Genomic DNA, 17,221 nt, shown 5'->3' on the forward strand with positions numbered 1-17,221 from the left:
GTGACTACGGGGCGTGCTCACCTGGAGGGTGGGCAGTGGCCTCCACCGCCCAGTGGGACCCGCCATTCCAGCTTTGTGCCCTGCCCGGTCGGCCCGCGCGCCGAAACGGAGAGTTCACCACCCAGGCGTTCGGCCCGTTCACTGAGATTGCGCAGCCCGCTGCGACGACCTCCCTCCGCCATTCCCACTCCGTCGTCGTTGACCAGTACGGTCAGTACGCCCTCGACGGCTGCGATGGACACTTCCGCTTGGCTTGCCCTCGCGTGCCGGGCGACGTTGGTGAGCGCCTCCCCGACCACGGCGAGTGCCTCGTCCGCGGTCTCGGCGGGTACGTCGGTGTCGATCAGGCCCTCCATCCGCAGGGCCGGGGCGAAACCGAGTACCTGGGCGGCCTCCTCGATGGCCTGAACGGCACGGAGCCGCAGCTTCGGCGGCACCCCGGATACTTCGTGTTCACGAAGCCCGAAGATCGTCGACCGAATGATCTTGATGGTGGCATCCAGGTCGTCGATCGCCCGGGCAAGTCGTTCCGAAGCCTCGGGATGCTCGACGAAGGGTTGCGCGCTCTGCAGGGTCATACCTGTGGCGAAGAGGCGCTGGATGGCGAGATCGTGCAGGTCACGGGCAATGCGGTCGTGATCCTCCAGCATGCTCATCTGCTCGGTGTCCCGGCGCCGGTCTGCGAGCTCCAGCGCCACGGCGGCCTGGCCGGCGAAGCCGGGCAGGGCTGCGATCTCGGCGCGGGCGAACGCCGGGCGGCCGCGCCTGCGGGCCAGGATGAGGACGCCGCTCAGCTTCTCCTTGGTGCCGAACGTGACGGCGACGGCGGGGCCGAAACCCTTCCACCGTTCCGGCTGCACGGTGATCCGGTCGTCGGCCCCGACGTCGGCCACGGTGATCAGTCCGTCCTCCTCGCCGAGGGCAGCGGCGGCCAGGGTGCCTTCACTGCTGGGCAACACGATGCCGCGATGTGCCTCGGCGCCCTCCCCCAGGGCCAGCGAGCCGCGCAGCTCCCCGCTCTGGCCCACGAGGTAGAACACACCGATGTCGGCGCCCGTGATGTCGCGAGCTCGCTCCAACATCCCCTCCAGCACCTCCGTCTCGGCCGAGCCGGAGAGCAGAGCACTGGTGAAGTCGGAGCTGGCGGCCAGCCAGCGCTCCCGGAGGCGTACCTCTTCGAAGAGGCGGGCGTTCTCGACGGCAATGCCGGCCGCCACCGCCAGCGTGGACAGGACCGCCTCGTCCTCCTCGTCGAAGTCGATACCACCCCGCTTCTCGGTCATGTAGAGGTTGCCGAACACGTCCTCGCGAACCCGGATGGGGACGCCGAGGAAGGAGTGCATCGGGGGGTGGTGGGGAGGGAAGCCGTAGGAGGCGGGGTGACCGGACAATTCCGAGAGCCGGAGCGGCTCGGGGTGCCGGATGAGCTGGCCGAGGATGCCGTGGCCGGAGGGCAGGTCGCCGATCTCGGCCCGGAGGTCGTCGCTGATGCCGACAGGAAGGAACTGGGCGAGCTTCTGGTCGTCACCGATGACGCCCAGCGCTCCGTACTCCGCGTCCACCAGGACGACAGCGGCTTCGACGATGCCACTCAGGACCTGCGGCAGATCGAGCTCCCGACCGACGGACATCACAGCCTCGAGGAGCCCGTTCAGCCGGTCCCGGGTGCCGCGCACCTCGTCGATACGAACCTGGAGCTCCTCGAGCAGTTCGTCCAGCCGGAGCCGCGGAAGCCCAGGACGCACGGGACCCAGCTCGTCCCCGCCCATGCGTACCTCCAGCGGCGCCCCGGGGAAGTTCGGCCTGCCTCTTCACCGTATCCCTGCCCCCACCTTCCCGCTCAGGCTGAAGGCATCATCCGGAGTCGTCCGCGCCGAGATGCCGAATGTGTGCGTCCGGTCCCGGGAAGAAGAGGGTGGTCCTGCCGGTGTCCGACCAGCGGACGTCGTAGGGCGGGGTGCCGTCGTCGTGGTGCAGTCCGACGACTTCGCCGTCGCGACCCGCTTTGCCGACCGTCGGCCCGCCCACCACTATCTCGTCACCGACGCGAGCGTGGGGTCCGTGCTCGGACGTGCGCGTCTCCATGATCATCATCTCCTTCGGAATGCGTGCCGTGCGAGTCGGGCCGCCGCGAAGCCACTGGTGAGGGCGGCTGATGCTCGGCCAGTCGGCGTTCCGCTTCGAGGTCGGTGAGCCCGCCGGGCGCGCGCACCGGTACCTCTGCGGGGGCCGGGGCCATCGCCATGGCGGTCCTATTCGGCCGGAACCGTGATCACCGGGCAGAACGCCCGGTGGAGCAGTCCGTGGACAACGGAGCCCAGGCGCATGCCGGAGTAGCCTCCTCGTCCGCGACGGCCCACCACCACGGCCAGGGCGTGCTCGGCGGCTTCCGCGAGCTCTTCCACCGGGTGCCCGATCGGGACCTCGTGGGAGAGCACCACGTCCGGGTACTTCTGCGACCAGCCGGCCGTGGCCTCGGACAGCATCCGCCGCTGAGCCTGCAATGCGACCTCCTCGTCGTGGAGCAAGAAGACCGGCGGCTGCCACACTGCGATGGCGCGCAGTGCTGCGCCGCGCAGGTCGGCTTCCTCGAAAGCAAGCGCCAGCGCAGCCTTCGAGGACTCACTGCCGTCGATGCCGACGACCAGGTAGGGCGTCTCCTGGGTGGTGTGCTCGGGGTTTCCCACCACGACGACGGGGCAATGCGCCTGGGCCACGACCGGGACCACCGTGGAACCGGCGCTGAAGAGTTCCGCGGTCCGGCTCAGGTGACGGGATCCGAGCACGAGCATGCGGGCCTGGTGAGACAGGCGTCCGATGGCGGGAACGGGGAATCCTTCGATCAGATCAGTGGCCGCGTCAAGCCCCAGGTGTCGGTCCCGCGCCCAGTCGTAACCTGCCGCGAGGGCTTCAGAGCCCGCCTGGCGCAGAGCCGTCCTGCGGGGTGTGTCATCAACCTGCCGCGTACGCTGCGGCGGAGGCACAGCCACGACGAGTCGGAGCCCGATCCCACGACGGTGGGCCTCGTCAGACGCCCAGGCAAGGGGCAAGTGCCAGTCCCTGGCCGGGTCAATGCCTACGACGATCTCGCGGCGTTCGGCGGTGGCCATCACGATCCACTCCCGTGCTCGTCCGGGTGGCGCGGGATGAGCAGCACAGGGCAGTGCGAGTGGTGTACGAGGCTGTGGGTGTGCCGCCCGAGGGTGGGTCCCAGGTATGCGGACGCCCTGCGACCGCCCATGACCAGCAGGTCGGCGTGCCGGGAAGCCTCTACGAGAACACCGGCGACGGACGCGCTCTTCTCGGCATCCGCCCGCACGGTGAGGTCCGGGAATTCCCGGCGGATTCGCTCCGTCAGCGCGGTCAGGTGCCGGACGTACTCGTCGGCGATCTCCTTGATGTCGTCCATCATGGTCATCACGTCGCCGACGGACTGAAGCACGTTCCACACCTGGAGCAGCCGCAGCTCGGCCTTGCGCAGCTCGGCCTCGCGCGCCGCGTAACGCACACAGTCCAGATCTCGCTCGTCACGGACCCCGGCGAGTACCGTCCCGCTCTCGGCGCCGCTTTCGGTTCCCCTGACGATGATGACGGGCGTCTTCGCACCGGCCGCCACCTTCAGGCCCACGGATCCGAGCAAGAGGGAGTTGAATCCGCCCAACCCCCGGTTGCCGACCACTATGGTGCCGCGACGACCAGCGGCCCGGTGCAGGCTGGCCACGGGGTCGCCACGACCGAATTCCGTGGTGGCGACCAGGCCGGGGTGCTGCTTCTTGACCGCAGCAGCGATGTCGTCGAGCAGTTCGCGGCCGGCAACACGGACGCGCTCGATGGTCTCGACAGATGCGTAGAGTGCCCGGCCGTCCGTGTCGGCGCCGTACACGATGTGCAGCGGACGCCCTCGGCGTTCGGCCTCTCCCGCTGCCCAGAGCGCGGCCTGACGGGCGGGCTCGGAGCCGTCGACGCCGACGACGACGGAGCCGAGTTCGGAACCGCTGACGGTGTGCTCCATGATTCCTCCTCGCCCAGGGCCAGTGAGGGTCTGACCTCACAGTGACACCGCAGGCCCCTGTGGGAAGAGGGCCGCTCAGGACCTTCATGGGGGCCAAAGGTCCCGGTCGGGCCTCCTTCGTGGTCACGCTGTGGTGTCCAGCCACCCGCTGTACGGCTTGAGGGACTCCTGCAGGGACGGAGCTCCGGCAGCCTGCATGTCGCCGTAGGCGGCTCGCTTCATCTGGAGGGCGAGATCCTCCATGGCACGAGCGACCGCGAGTTCTTCGCCGATCTCCGGGACGTCGTCGTCCTGGGGTGCGCAACGGGCGGTGCCGTGGCCCGTGAGCCTGTTCGTGCCCGTGTCGAGTTCCAGGCGTGCCTTCGTCGTGTGGTCCTCCTCGAAGAGGTAGAGGCGGACCTTCCATTCGGCCGTGCGTGACATGGGAGCCTCCGGACGGGTTCAGGCGTTCGTGCTTCGGCAAGTGCGTCGGGCCCAGCGCCGGAGTTCGTCGGTGCCCCACACGAGGACCGGGAAGGTGGCGATGAGCGCGACGACATCGAGGGAGAGGGCTGCGGTGCCGAACAGGTCTTGCAGCGGCGGCGCGTAGACGAGCGCCGCGGTGAAGACCAACTCGAAGGCGATGCCTGCGAGGAGCAGGTGGTTGGTGAACAGGCCGATCTCGCGCAGAGCGGCGTGGTCGGTGCGTGCGGCCATGGCCGTGCCGACCTGGCAGGTGACGATGCCGGCGAACGTGGCGGTGGTCGCGGTGACGTACGCATGGTGGAGGGGGGTGCCGGGGCCGGTGGGGTCGCCGGGGTGCCAGCCCGCCCGCCAGAGCACGTAGAAGAACGCGGTCATGACCAGGGCGGCGGACACCGTACCGAGCCATCCCCAGCTCCGGATGAGCATGTCGCGGGAGATGACCCCCTGCGAGCTCGGTCGCGGCGGACGGCTCATGACGCCCGGCTCGGCCCGTTCCCGGCCGAGGGCGAGGGCGGGGAGAGTCTCGGTGCCGAGGTCGATGGCGAGGATCTGCAGGACGGTCAGCGGCAGGGGGATGGTGCCGGCCGAGAGTGCGAACACCAGGAAGGGCACGACCTCGGGGGTGGCGTGGGCGAAGATGTAGACGATGAACTTGCGGACGTTGTCGTATACGCGGCGCCCGGATTCGATGGCGGCGACGATGGTGGCGAAGTTGTCGTCGGTCAGCACCATCGTGGACGCTTCGCGTGCCACGTCGGTGCCGGACCGGCCCATCGCGACCCCGATGTGCGCACGGTGAAGTGCCGGAGCGTCGTTGACACCGTCGCCGGTCATGGCCACGATCTGCCCGTGTGCGCGCAGCGTGTCGGCCACGTGCAGCTTGGTCTCCGGAGAGGAGCGGGCGAAAACGACCTCGGCATCGCCTTGTGCCAGGAGCTGGTCGAGCTCCTGGTCACCCACCGTCTCGGACTGGGCCACCACCGTGAGGCGCGGTACTCCGATGCCGACCTCCCGCGCGACGGCGGCCGCGGTGGCGCCGTTGTCGCCGGTGACGATGTGGACCCGGAGGCCCGCGTCGTGACAGCGGCGGACTGCCTCCGCGACCTCGGGCCGCGGAGGGTCGTACAGGCCGACGAGCCCCAGAAGGCGCAGACCTCTCTCCGCGTCGTGGCGCCGCGCCGGCGTCGCGGCCCCCTTCGGCAGGTCGCGCACGGCGACGGCCAGGACACGCATGCCGTCGTGGGCGAGCCGGTCCGCGGCGGCGAGCGCGGCAGTGGAGTCCCCGCCGTCAAGGGCGCCCACCACCGACTCCGGCGCGCCTTTGACGATGACGCGGGCGCCGTCCGGTTCCGCCTGCTGCACGACGGACATCAGGCGCAAGCGGGGGTCGAAACGGAAGAGGATCTGGCGGTCGGCGTCCCTCCTGTCGAGGTCGATGGGGGCGCCGTGGGCGCCGGCTCCTTCGACCAGGGCGATCTCGGTCGGGTCCCCGTGCAGGTGGCCCTGGGCATCCCGCGTGACCGTGGTGCACAGGGCCACTGCGCGGGCGAGTTCGCCTGCCCAGGGGCCTTTGCTCGTACCGTGTTCAGGTGTCCACACAGTCTGGAGCCGCATGCGGTTCCGGGTGAGGGTGCCGGTCTTGTCGGTGCAGATCACGTTAGTGGACCCGAGAGTTTCCACGGCGCTCAGCCGCTTGACCACAGCCCCCTGACGGGCGAGGGCCCGTACCCCGACGGCCAGGGCGAGGGTGATGATCGGCAGCAGGCCCTCGGGCACGTTGGCGACCAGCAGGCCGATGGCGAAGATCAGCGAGTCGGTCAGCGGGAGTCCCACGGCCACGCCTGCCACGAGGAACACCGCGCCCATGGCCACCGCGACGGCGGCGATCAGCCAGGCGACCTTCTTGACCTGCCGCTCCAAGGGGCTGGGGTCCCGCTGGGTGCGCTGGCTGAGTGCCGCGATCCGTCCGAGTTCGGTGTGGTCGCCCGTGGCGAACACGATCGCCTGGGCCTGGCCCTCGGTGCAGGCAGTACCGCTGAAGACGAGGTTCGGCTCCTGGAGCAGCGGAGCCCCTGCGAGACCGGGGCCGGCGACGCGTTCGGCGGGGGCGGACTCCCCTGTCAGCATCGACAGGTCGACCTCGATACCGCCGTCTGTGAGGCGTCCATCGGCGGGGACCTTGGCGCCCTCTTCGAGGACGATGAGGTCGCCCGGCACGAGCTCGCGCGACTCGACGGCCGACGGTTGGCCGTCGCGGATCACCCATGCGTGCTCGGGCAGATACCGGGCCAGGGTCTCCACTGCCTGCTCCGCCTGGCGCTCCTGCAGGAGCGCGAAGGCGGCGTTGACGATGACCACGGCGACGATGGCCCAGCCGAGGACCGCTATGTCCGCCACGAAGGCCAGTGCGGCAGCCGCCCAGAGCAGCATGGCCAGCGGGTGGACGAGCTGGCGGACGAGCTCCCGGCCCACCGAGGTACGGGCCTTGCGGCGGACCTCGTTGGGGCCGTAGACGGCGAGGCGGCGGGCCGCCTCGCGCGCGGAGAGTCCACTCGGCCCGGTGCCGAGTTCGCGCCTCAGGAGCGGCAACGGTTCGAGGGGGTCAGGGCTCAGGGGCAGCCCGTTGACCGGAAAGGGGGGCCGGGTGGCTGCCTCAGTCATCGCCAGGTCCCTTTTCGCGCCGCAGCCTGCCGGACCAGCGCGGCTCCACGGCCTCCCACTCGTGCTCCCACTGGGCCAGGCTGCGGGTCTCGACAAGAAGCAGACGAAGGCGGACCACTGCCCCTGTGGCGAGGGCGAGCAGGCTGAAGGATCCGACTCCCGCGACTGCGGCCGTGAGGACGCGTCGGGCTTCGGCCGACGGCGCCTGCGCCTCCCTGCCCGCGTCATCGACCCAGATCGTGACCGTCCGGCCTGCCGGAGTGCCGAACGGGACGGAGATCGTGTCGGAGTGCTGGTGAGCGGCCGGGTACTCCCAGACGGCCGGAGCAACCGTCCGGGAGGTGCCGCCGGAACGGTTGGAGACCGCGCGCCCCACGGCACCGACCGTCGTCGCCTCGATCCGGTGCCGGTGCCGGGCCGCTTCCCGGGCAGTGCGGCTTTCGGCATCCCAGACGGCCGTCGTGACGACGACGCCGCAGGACAGGGCGATCAGGAAGGAGAGCACGAAGGCGATGTTCCAGCGGCGCCGGGTCCGGTCGGCCGGACGACGCAGCTCGTTCGGACGTCCGCCGAACAGCCGACGCACGCGGTCGGCCGTCGCCGGGCGCGATCGGGTGGGCCCGTCTCCGGGCGTGCCGGGCTCGGACATCGTGCACCTCCGCGCTCTGATACTGCCCGGCCGGTCAGTGGGGAGCGGCGAGTTCGGCGCTGATGTGGTGGGCCCATGTCCGGATCCGCTCGGGATTGCGGAAGTCTCCTCCCTTGCCCGCGCGGACCATGGCCCGGGCGATGAACCCGGGCGTACTGGCGGTGATACTGCCGCCGAAGGTGATGTGCTCGCGTGCGCCGAGGCGCTCCATCTCCCGGGCCACCGCAGGCACCGGCGCGATGTCGTGCTGCTCGGCGGAACTGTCCACGGGGCCGCTGCTGAACAGGTAGACCGGGCGGTGCTGAAGGTAGTGCTCGTTGCGTTCGGCGCAGCGCTTGGCCTTGCCGCTCCAGTGCCCGGCGTACAGGGCGCCGCCGAGCACCACTGCGTCGTACCCGCGTACGTCGTCCACGTCGTCGGCGGGGACCACGACGGCGTCGAGGCCGTCCTCACGCAGGGTCCTGCCGATCTCGGACGCGATTCCGGCGGTCGCACCGTGCTTGGTGCCGTAGGCGACCAGGACGCGCTTGGACGTCATGACGAGTCTCCCTTGCCGTCCCCCGTGGTGCGCTTGACGGGGATGCTGCGCCTGGACTCCTCGGGCGAGGCCGGCATGAGCACGCGCACGGTGAGGATGCCGTCCTCATACGCTGCCTCGACTTCGTCGGAGGGGATCGGCCCGGGCAGGCGCACAACTCTCTGGAAGGAGCCGTAGCGGAACTCCGAGTGATCCTTCTCCTCCTTGCTCTCGGTGTGCTCGGCGCTGACGGTGAGGGTGTCCCCCTCAACCGTGATCTGGATGTCCTTGTCGGGGTCCATCCCGGGAAGTTCGGCGCGCAGCGTGTACTGCCCCTCCTTGTTGGTCACCTCGATCGGGATCGGGAAGGTGTCGAACGACGACCGCCACAGCGGGAACCGTGGGAATTCGGTGCCGAACCAGTCCCTGAAATCGGGGATCGGGCTGCGCCTGCGCTCCAGGTGCGTTCCTGACATGGTGTGCTCCGTTCCGGCGCCCGATCAGCGCCTTCATGCGTTGCCTTCCTCCACTTTCACGAGACGGACGGCTGCTCCGCTTGGGACCATCGGGTCCCTGATGGGGCCGTTCGGCCCTCCCCGTACCGGACCGATTCGGCGGCGGCCACGTGGTGCTTGACCGCGGCGAAGCTGTCCGGGGCGACGGAGATGGAGTCGATCCCGGCCTTGACCAGGAACTCCGTGAAGGCGGGGTCGTCGCTCGGGCGCTGGCCACAGAGACCGACGGGGCGGCCCGCTGCCTGAGCACGAGGGACGAGGATCTCGATGCTCCGGGTGACCGCCGGGTTGGTCTCGTCGAAGACGTGGGCGAGGGCTTCGGAGTCGCGGTCGACACCCAGGGTGAGCTGGGTGAGGTCGTTGCTGCCGATGGAGAAACCGTCGAAGCGTTCGGCGAAGTCCTGGGCCAGGATGACGTTGGCGGGGATCTCCGCCATGACGTAGACCTTCAGCCCGTTCTCCCCACGGCGGAGGCCTTCCTCAGCCATGACACCAAGCACCCGGTCGGCCTCTTCGAGGCTGCGACAGAAGGGGATCATGACGACGACGTTGGTCAGGCCCATCTCGTCGCGGACCCTGCGCAGGGCCCGGCACTCGAGGGCGAAGCCCTCCCGGTATCCGTCGCTGTAGTAGCGGCTCGCGCCCCGCCAGCCGATCATCGGGTTGGCCTCGACCGGCTCGAACGGCCGACCGCCGACAAGGCGCGCGTACTCGTTGGTCTTGAAGTCGCTGGTCCGTACGATGACGGGGGCGGGCCACCGGGAGGCGGCGATCCGGGCGATGCCGTACGCCAGGCGATCGGTGAAGTAGCGGGTGCGGTCGAGGTATCCCTCGGTGAGCTGGTCGACGGCGCAGCGGTCGGCGGGATCCAGGCGCTCGGGGTGCAGCAGGGCCATCGGGTGGACCTTGACCTGGTGCGCCACTATGAACTCCAGCCGGGCCAGGCCGACGCCATCGGCCGGCAGGCGCCACCACCGGAAGGCGGCGGCCGGGTCGGCGAGATTGAGCATGACGTGCGTCCGGGTGGCGGGGATGTCCGCGAGGTCGGTCTCGGTCTCCTCATAGGCGAGCACCCCGTCGTAGACCTTGCCGCGTCCGCCTTCGGCACAGGAGACGGTCACCTTCTGTCCGTCGTACAGGGCCTGAGTCGCACGGCCGGTACCGACGACGGCGGGGACGCCGAGTTCGCGGCTGACGATCGCAGCGTGGGACGTGCGGCCGCCGTGGTCGGTGACGATGGCGGAGGCACACTTCATGATCGGTTCCCAGTCCGGGTCGGTGATACCGGTGACGAGCACCCCGCCGGACGGGAAGCGGTCGAGGTCGACGGGCGAGTCCAGGACGACGACGGGCCCGCTGCCGATGGCCTCGCCGACAGCGATGCCGTCCACGAGAGGCGTACCTGGCACGGCCGTCAGGCGGCAGCGGCGCAGGGTGGAGGCGGCGCGGCGGGACTGAACGGTCTCGGGCCGGGCCTGCACGATCCACAGGTCGCCGGTGAGGCCGTCTTTGGCCCATTCCAGGTCCATGGGGCAGCCGTAGTGCCCTTCGACGGTCAGCGCCCAGTCGGCGAGGAGCCTCACTTCGGTGTCGTTCAGGACCCTCTGCAAGCGCTCCTCGTCGGTGGTATCAACGGTCCGCGTCAGTCCATGTTCCGCATAGACCGCCTTCCGCCGCTTCGCTCCGACACGTACGTCGATCAGCGGGTCCAGATCCGGGTCCTTCAGGCTCGGCTTGAAGACGGTGTACTCGTCGGGGTCGACCTGCCCGCTGACGACCGTCTCGCCCAGTCCGCACGCCGCGCTGATGACGATGACCTCGGGGAATCCGCTCTCCGGGTCGAGGGTGAAGATCACCCCTGCACCGGCCAGGTCCGACCGGACCATGATTTGAACACCGACCGAGAGAGCGACCTGGAGGTGGTCGAAGCCCATCCGCTCCCGGTAGTCGATGGCTCGATCGGTGTAGAGGGACGCATAGCAGCGATGCACCGACTCCAGCAATTGGGCGGTCCCGCGCACGTTCAGGTAGGTCTCCTGCTGGCCTGCGAAGCTCGCCTCCGGCAGGTCCTCGGCGGTGGCGCTGCTGCGTACGGCCACCTCGGGGTCCGCGCGGCCTTCGTCGCGCCCCAGCTGCTCGTACGCCGAGACGATCTCGGCCCGCAGCCCTGGGGGCAGCGGCTCGGCGAGGGTCATCGACCGTATCGCGGCCCCGACCTCATCGAGCGCGGCGCCCTCGTGCAGGCGCGCGATCTGTTCCTCGATCCGCCCCCGGAGTCCGTGTCCGTCCAGCAGCTCTCCGTACGCGGCGGCCGTCGTTGCGAACCCCGGAGGGACGCGCACGCCGGCATCGGCCAGGTGGGCGGTCATCTCACCCAGTGAGGCGTTCTTACCCCCGACACTGGCGACTTCCTGCCGGCCGAGTTCCGCGAACGGTATGACGCGCCGCGTGCTTGCCATGACGACCTCCGGGCTCAATAGGGGAGCGGGCGGCCGGACGGGGTTCGCAGGTCCAGCGGCTCGAGCTTGTGGGGCTGCTTCTGGCGGGACTGGATCCTGATGCGCTGCATGGTGCCCACCTCCTGGGGAAACGGAGCCCGTATCGGCATCCGGATTCCACGATCACACCGGGAGGTGGCTGCACCCCAGTGCCGAGAGGTGCAGCGGCAAGGGGCCGACCGGGCCTTACCGGGGAGGGGCCGACCGGCCCATGGCAGGCCGAGCAGGGAACCGAAGGGCTCATGCCCGACAGGCGCAGAGCGTGCAGGCTGGGGGTATGTCCGAGACGACGACCACCGACCTCTACGAGGTGACGATGGCGATGTCCTACCTGCGAGAGGTCATGCTCGCGTCGGCCACCTTCAGCCTGTTCGTCCGGGATCTGCCGCCCGGCCGGGGATTCCTCGTCTCCGCCGGGCTGTAGCCGTCCCTGGACTACCTGTCCCACTTCCGGGTGAGCGCGGATGACGTCCGCGACTTCGCCGTCGCGCTCCACAGACCGCCCGAGGAAGTGTCCGGCCTACTCGGCCTGCGCTTTGACGGGGAAGTCCACGCGATTCCGGAGGGCCACCTCGTTTTCGCCGGGGAGCCCCTGCTGGAGGTCACCTCCCCGCTCCCCCAGCTCGTCGAGACGTATCTGCTCAGCCAGATCTGCCACCAGACCGCCGTCGCCTCGAAGGCGGCCCGTTGCGTGATCGCCGCGGAGGGCCGGCCCCTGGTGGACTTCTCTCTGCGCCGCGACCACGGCCCCCAGGCCGGGCTGCAGGCCGCCCGGCTCTCCGCCATGGTCGGTTTCACCGCGACCAGCAATGTTGCCGCCGCCACCCGATACGGCATCCCCGCCGCCGGAACCATGGCTCACTCCTACATCGAGTGCTTCCCTAGCGAAGAGGACGCCTTCCGGGCCTTCGCCCGCACCCATCCGGGCCCGCTGACGTTCCTCGTCGACACCTATGACACCGCACGCGGCGTCGCAATCGCCGGCCGTGTTCTCGCCGAGCTCCGGCGAGGGCCGGGCTGCGCGATCCGGCTCGACAGCGGCGATCTGGGTGAGCTCGCCAAACGTTCACGCCAGCTGCTCGACGCGGCAGGGCTGACCGACGTACGCATCATCGCCAGCGGCGGTCTGGACGAATACTCCGTCGCCGAACTCGTGCGCACTCGGGCACCGATCGACGTCTTCGCGGTCGGAACCCGGGTGGGCGTCGCCGCCGATGCTCCCTACTTGGACGCGGCGTACAAGTTGGTCCAGTACGACGGACGCCCGGTGATGAAGCTGTCCTCCGCGAAGGTCACCGCCCCGGCTCCCAAGCAGGTGTTCCGCGGCCCCGGCTGCGCGGATGTGATCGGTCTGTCCGACGAGCAACCGCCTGACGGTACGGTGCCCCTGCTCCGTACGGTGATGCGGGACGGCCGCCGGACCGGCCCGCCCGACACCCTCGCCGCGGCCAGAGCCCGCTTCGAGGCTGATCTCGTGGATCTGCCGGAGGCAGCACGCCTCATCCATCGCCCCGAGAGCCCTGTGCCAACAGGTTCCCCGCAGTTGAAGGCCCTGACCTCGGAGGTGAGGGCCCGCCTCGAAGCGACATCGGCCGTCCCCGGAGACAGGAGCCGCTGAACGGGATCCGCTGGTCAGCCGACTTCCATGCGGAACCACCGCTGCCGACCGGGGGCCACGGTCGCGGCCCGTCCACCGGGCAGGTACAGCGGAAGGGGAGGGGCCGTGGGGGAGAAGGGAACAGTGATACCCAGCCTGCCGGGGACGAGCCGGATGCGAATGCCACGGTGCCCCAGGCAGTCGACGGTGAAGGAACACCGTGGCACCTCCCGGAGTGGGACGGGGTCGATGCGCAGTCCGTCGGGGCCGACCTCGAGCCCCACGATGCCCCGTTCGATGAGGTCGAGAGTGCCGGCCATGGCTCCGAGGTGGATGCCTTCACCGGTCGTGCCGCCCTGGATGTCCACCACGTCACCGAGCAGGGCTTCTTCGCAGTACCGCCAGGCGTCGGGGCCCTTGTGGCGGGCCAGGACCCAGCCGTGGACGAGGCTGCTGAGCGTCGATCCGTGACTCGTGCGCTGCGAGTAGTACGAGACGGTTGCGTGCCAGAGGTCGTCGTCGAGCTCGTAGCCGAGCCGGGCGAAGATGTCGTGCAGCTCGTCGGGGCGGAAGAGGTAGCCGAGCATGAGGGTGTCGGCCTGCTTCGATGCCTGGTAGCCGTTGACCGTGTCGCCTTCGGATTCCAGGATCCGGTCGAGGCGGCGGATGTCCGTGTACCGCCTTCGGTAGGCGTCCCAGTCCAGCTCGGCCAGATCTCCGTAGCCTTCGAACTGGCTGATGACATTGCCGTGCCACGGGACGTAGAGGCGGCGGGAGACGTCCTCCCAGCGGTTCAGCACCTCCGCATCGAGGCCGAGTTGCTGCTCGAACTGGCTCATGCGCGTCCGCGGCAGCGCTGCCGCCAGGTCGAGTCCACGGGCCAGCACCCATGCGGCGGTCACGTTCGTGTAGGCATTGTCGTCGACCCCGGGTGTGGCCGCCCCGGGGTAGGCGTCGTGGTACTCGTCCGGGCCCATGATCCCGCGGATCCGGTAGCGCTGCCGGTCCGCGTCGTACTCGGCGACCGCGCCCCAGTATCGGGCGATGCTCAGGAGCAGTTCGGCGCCGGGGCCGTACCGGAACCCTGCGTCACCGGTGCTCTGCGCGTATCGCCAGGCGTTCCAGGCTATGGCGGAACCGACATGGCGCTGGAGGTGGGAGTGGTCCGGCAGCCAGCGTCCGGAGCGTGGGTTGAGGTGTAGTGTCTGCGTCTCCTCTCGCCCTGAACTGGCACTCTGCCAAGGGAACATCGCGCCCGGGCTGCCAGCTCCCTGTGCTGCGGCGAGGGCTGCGGGGAGGCGCCGGTGACGGTACATGAGTACGGCGCGTGCGACCTCGGGAAAGTGCAGGGTGAGGTAGGGCATGACGAACAGCTCGTCCCAGAAGACGTGGCCCCGGTATGCCTCTCCGTGCAGGCCCCTGGCGGGTACTCCGGCGTCGAGCTCCGCCGTGTGCGGGGAGAGGGTCTGCAGGACGTGGAAGGCGTGGAGGCGCAGGATCCGGCCGGCCTCACCGGGCACGTTGACTTCGCCTCGGCTCCAGAGGTTTGCCCAGGCTGCCGTGTGGCCGGCGAGCGCGGTCGCGAAGCCTGGTGCGTGCGTGACGTGTTCGACCGCAGACGCGAGCGGATCTCCCGCCGGCCGGTCCAACGAGCTGTAGAGAGCTGCCGACTTGAGAACGACGACAGGGTGACGACGGGAGATCGGCAACCGGAAGGTCTGCGCCGTCGCCACCTCTGTGCAGCTCAGGCTCACTGCTGTCAGGGGCCGGGAGGACGTGCGTACCGCGATACCGATACGGATGCGGGACGATGTGGTCTCGCAGGAGAGCCGGGCGATGCCGTCCGCTCCGACGCCCGCACGGTGGCTGGTGAGGTGATGTCCGTCAAGGGCCCGGTACCGCGCGACCCCGGCATTGGTGACGTCACCGTCGAGAACGGACTGGATCTCGATGGTTCCGCGCCATCCGAACGCGCGAAAGGTGCTCTGCTGGGCCGCGAAATGGGGATCCGCCATGTGAACCAGCCGGGTGTGGGTGACGCCGAGCCGGCGGCCGTGGCCGTCCTGGAAGAGCATGCGGCGGGTGAGGGTCCCCGCGTGCAGGTCCAGCACGACGTGATGGTGGCGCAGGCTCGGATCGTCGGGAGTGAGCCACTCCCCCGCCGGACCGTCCTCCGGCAGGCAGCGGTAGCGCACCCGGGTCCAGTCGGGGAGGTTGACCATGTCCTCGTTGCCGACCTGCCTGCCCGCAACCTGTGAACGGAGCCAGTTGTAGCAGCCCGCCGCGTAGGTGCCGGGATAGTGAACCGCGTCGGCAGGTGATTCGGGTGCGGCTCCGCGCGTAGCGAACCGGCCGTTGCCGAGTGTGCACAGAGCTTCGACCACCTGCTCCGTCTTCGGGTCGTAGCGGTCGAAAGTCCAGGTCCACGCGGTGTTCACGGCTGCGCTCCGGCAACGGTGTCCACGACGGCGGTGAGGTCAGGGAGCACGACATGCGCGCCGCGAGCACGGAGGTTCGCTGCGGCAGACGTGCCGCCGGTCCGGTCGAGGCCGATCACCAGGCCGAAGTGCTCGCGTCGGCCTGCCTCCACCCCGGCCAGGGAGTCTTCGACCATGGCCGCGTCGACGGGGTCCACGCGCAGCCGGCGTACCGCTTCGAGGAACAGGGCGGGGTCCGGCTTGCCCGCCAGGTTCACCTGGTCGGCATCCGACCCGTCTACGAGCACGTCGAAGAGGGGGGCGATTCGGGCCGACTCCAGCAGAGGGCGGGCATGTCTGGATGCGGAGACGGCGGCGCATCGCATCTCCTGGGCGCGCAGCGCTCCGAGTGCGGGCCGGACCTCGTCGAACGTCTCGACGGCTCCGTCCTTGAGCGCTTCCGTGAACGCGTGCTCCTTTCGGGCGGCGACCGCCCATACTGTGCCGCACCCCGGCGGATCCGTGGCCCCACCCCGCGGCAGGTCTGTGCCGCGCGCGGTCAGAAGGGCGAGAGCTCCATCGAGACGGGGTCTCCCGTCCACCAGCTCCCGATACTCCCGCTCGGCGTCGAAGGGAAGCTGCCCCGGAGGGCCGGTGCCGGCCGTCGCCCAGGCGTCGAGGCAGCCGTCGAAAGCGGACTTCCACGCCACGGCGTGCAGCGCAGCAGAGTCTAGGAGGACCCCATCGGTGTCCAGGACGACGGCTCGAAACGGGCTCACGGCCTGATCACCCTGCGTCCGGTGATCCGGATCGCAGTGACCTTCATCCAATGGGTCCGCGGACCGCCGGCCCAGGGCAGGGAGTACGCGACGGCGTCAAGCCGACCGAGCTCCTCCGCGTCAGTGACGCCTCCCGCCTCGCCTACGACCATGACGCTCCAGCCCAGGCGCGTGGCGTCGTCGATGTGGTCGACCTCGAAGGCCACCTCGGTGCCGGCGGCCCGCGCGAGCACCGCGTCACCCGAGGTCCGGAATGCGATGTCGCGGCCCGCCACCACGTAGTTGACCGGGAATATCGCCGGACCCTCCGGGGTGAAGACAGCGACCCTGCCCACGCCGTGCGTGGACAGCAGTCGTCGGCACTCGCCGTCGGACAACTCGACCAGCTTGGCATCCCGCACGGCCGTGCCTCTGCCTGGCGGGTACTCCGTCGTCGCGCCGGAGAGTTCCGCGGCGGTCGTCCCGAGCGCGTCGGCGAGTCGCAGAAGGGAGCCGATCGCCGGCGCTGCCGCGTGTTCCTCCAGGTAGGTGATGTACGCGCCGTCAGCGCCGCAGCGCTCACCCAGTTCGTCCCGGGTGAGGCCGAGTTCCTCACGGTGCATGGCGATCCGCCGCCCGAGGTCAGTACGTCCGGCCGGCGCCTCTGTGGCGCCCGGCCCGTGCTGGGTTCTCCTCATTGTCTTCACGTCCTCTCGGTGTCAGGGCTGGGTGGCCGGAACCGTGGCAATGTGTGCCGGAGCTGTGGAGACCGGCGGTCACGATGGGTGCCGGGCCGATACGTCCCGTGCCGAGGATCCTGACCGAATTCACCTCGGGCACGTCGCCTTCGGCGATGCTCTCGTCGAGGCCGCGGACGGTGACGGCGTCGGCACGGACGATCGCGCCGACTGCGTCTGTCCGGGCCCTGGAAGGCGAGTGTCTTCACGACGCTCCCCTCTTCCCTTGCATACGTTAAGGAGGTTGCACCGCCAGGCTGAACCGGGCTCGACCGCCTACGCATGGGCCGGTCGGTCCCCTGCGTGGGCCTGTCGGCCCCCTGTCGGCCCTTACACACGGTGCAATGGTGAGAACCGGATCCCCTTACCGAAGGGAGGGCGGGTCATGTCCGAGC

General features: G+C 69.8%; 13 protein-coding genes and 1 pseudogene. 1 reads left to right on the forward strand and 13 read right to left on the reverse strand.

Features of this window, described 5'->3' with window-relative positions; translation table 11 throughout:
• Nucleotides 1-17 precede the first annotated feature (17 nt).
• The 10 genes from OG753_RS04760 to ppsA all read right to left on the reverse strand — a co-directional run bounded on the left by OG753_RS04760 (nt 18) and on the right by ppsA (nt 11,278).
• Entirely contained in the window at nt 18-1,769 is a 1,752-nt protein-coding gene (locus OG753_RS04760) for a GAF domain-containing protein (RefSeq protein WP_326746997.1), read from the reverse strand.
• An 85-nt stretch (nt 1,770-1,854) separates the two neighbouring features.
• Nucleotides 1,855-2,085 carry a DUF1918 domain-containing protein gene (locus OG753_RS04765; RefSeq protein ID WP_185559125.1) on the reverse strand — a complete coding sequence of 77 codons (231 nt, stop codon included), beginning with the start codon at nt 2,083-2,085 and terminating at the stop codon, nt 1,855-1,857.
• Nucleotides 2,086-2,252: 167 nt separating this feature from the next.
• The gene (locus OG753_RS04770; RefSeq protein WP_326746998.1) at nt 2,253-3,110 is read right to left on the reverse strand and encodes a universal stress protein; all 858 of its coding nucleotides are present in this window, start codon (nt 3,108-3,110) and stop codon (nt 2,253-2,255) included.
• Entirely contained in the window at nt 3,110-4,012 is a 903-nt protein-coding gene (locus OG753_RS04775; protein ID WP_326746999.1) for a universal stress protein, read from the reverse strand. The genes OG753_RS04770 and OG753_RS04775 overlap by 1 nt, the downstream gene beginning before the upstream one ends.
• 123 nt (nt 4,013-4,135) lie before the next feature.
• A complete protein-coding gene (locus tag OG753_RS04780; protein WP_326747000.1) occupies nt 4,136-4,435 on the reverse strand; it encodes a DUF1876 domain-containing protein in 300 nt (99 codons plus the stop codon).
• 18 nt (nt 4,436-4,453) lie between these two features.
• Entirely contained in the window at nt 4,454-7,138 is a 2,685-nt protein-coding gene (locus OG753_RS04785; protein ID WP_326747001.1) for a cation-transporting P-type ATPase, read from the reverse strand.
• Nucleotides 7,131-7,787 carry a DUF3592 domain-containing protein gene (locus tag OG753_RS04790; RefSeq protein ID WP_326747002.1) on the reverse strand — a complete coding sequence of 219 codons (657 nt, stop codon included), beginning with the start codon at nt 7,785-7,787 and terminating at the stop codon, nt 7,131-7,133. The genes OG753_RS04785 and OG753_RS04790 overlap by 8 nt, the downstream gene beginning before the upstream one ends.
• Before the next feature lie 34 nt (nt 7,788-7,821).
• Nucleotides 7,822-8,325: a flavodoxin domain-containing protein gene (locus OG753_RS04795; protein ID WP_326747003.1), complete on the reverse strand. Its 504-nt coding sequence runs from the start codon at nt 8,323-8,325 to the stop codon at nt 7,822-7,824.
• A complete protein-coding gene (locus tag OG753_RS04800; protein ID WP_326747004.1) occupies nt 8,322-8,780 on the reverse strand; it encodes an Hsp20/alpha crystallin family protein in 459 nt (152 codons plus the stop codon). The genes OG753_RS04795 and OG753_RS04800 overlap by 4 nt, the downstream gene beginning before the upstream one ends.
• A gap of 56 nt (nt 8,781-8,836) precedes the next feature.
• Nucleotides 8,837-11,278 (reverse strand): phosphoenolpyruvate synthase, encoded by a 2,442-nt coding sequence (ppsA, locus tag OG753_RS04805; protein ID WP_390032326.1) that lies wholly within the window; start codon nt 11,276-11,278, stop codon nt 8,837-8,839.
• Nucleotides 11,279-11,594: 316 nt separating this feature from the next.
• On the opposite strand from ppsA, the pseudogene OG753_RS04810 reads away from it, so the two are divergent.
• Nucleotides 11,595-12,935 (forward strand): annotated as a pseudogene (locus OG753_RS04810) (nicotinate phosphoribosyltransferase).
• Between the two features lie 14 nt (nt 12,936-12,949).
• On the opposite strand, the gene OG753_RS04815 reads toward OG753_RS04810, so the two are convergent.
• From OG753_RS04815 to OG753_RS04825, 3 genes are read right to left on the reverse strand one after another with little or no spacing between them, the layout of a single operon-like run.
• Nucleotides 12,950-15,352 (reverse strand): glycoside hydrolase family 65 protein, encoded by a 2,403-nt coding sequence (locus OG753_RS04815; protein ID WP_405787306.1) that lies wholly within the window; start codon nt 15,350-15,352, stop codon nt 12,950-12,952.
• Nucleotides 15,349-16,110 carry an HAD family hydrolase gene (locus tag OG753_RS04820; protein ID WP_405787308.1) on the reverse strand — a complete coding sequence of 254 codons (762 nt, stop codon included), beginning with the start codon at nt 16,108-16,110 and terminating at the stop codon, nt 15,349-15,351. The genes OG753_RS04815 and OG753_RS04820 overlap by 4 nt, the downstream gene beginning before the upstream one ends.
• Nucleotides 16,107-16,787, reverse strand: coding sequence for a pyridoxamine 5'-phosphate oxidase family protein (locus OG753_RS04825; protein WP_326747009.1), 681 nt, complete (start codon nt 16,785-16,787; stop codon nt 16,107-16,109). Before OG753_RS04825 ends, OG753_RS04820 begins: the two co-directional genes overlap by 4 nt.
• Nucleotides 16,788-17,221: the final 434 nt, after the last annotated feature.

It is taken from the genome of Streptomyces sp. NBC_00029 (genome assembly GCF_045160505.1).
Taxonomy (GTDB): Bacteria; Actinomycetota; Actinomycetes; order Streptomycetales; family Streptomycetaceae; genus Streptomyces.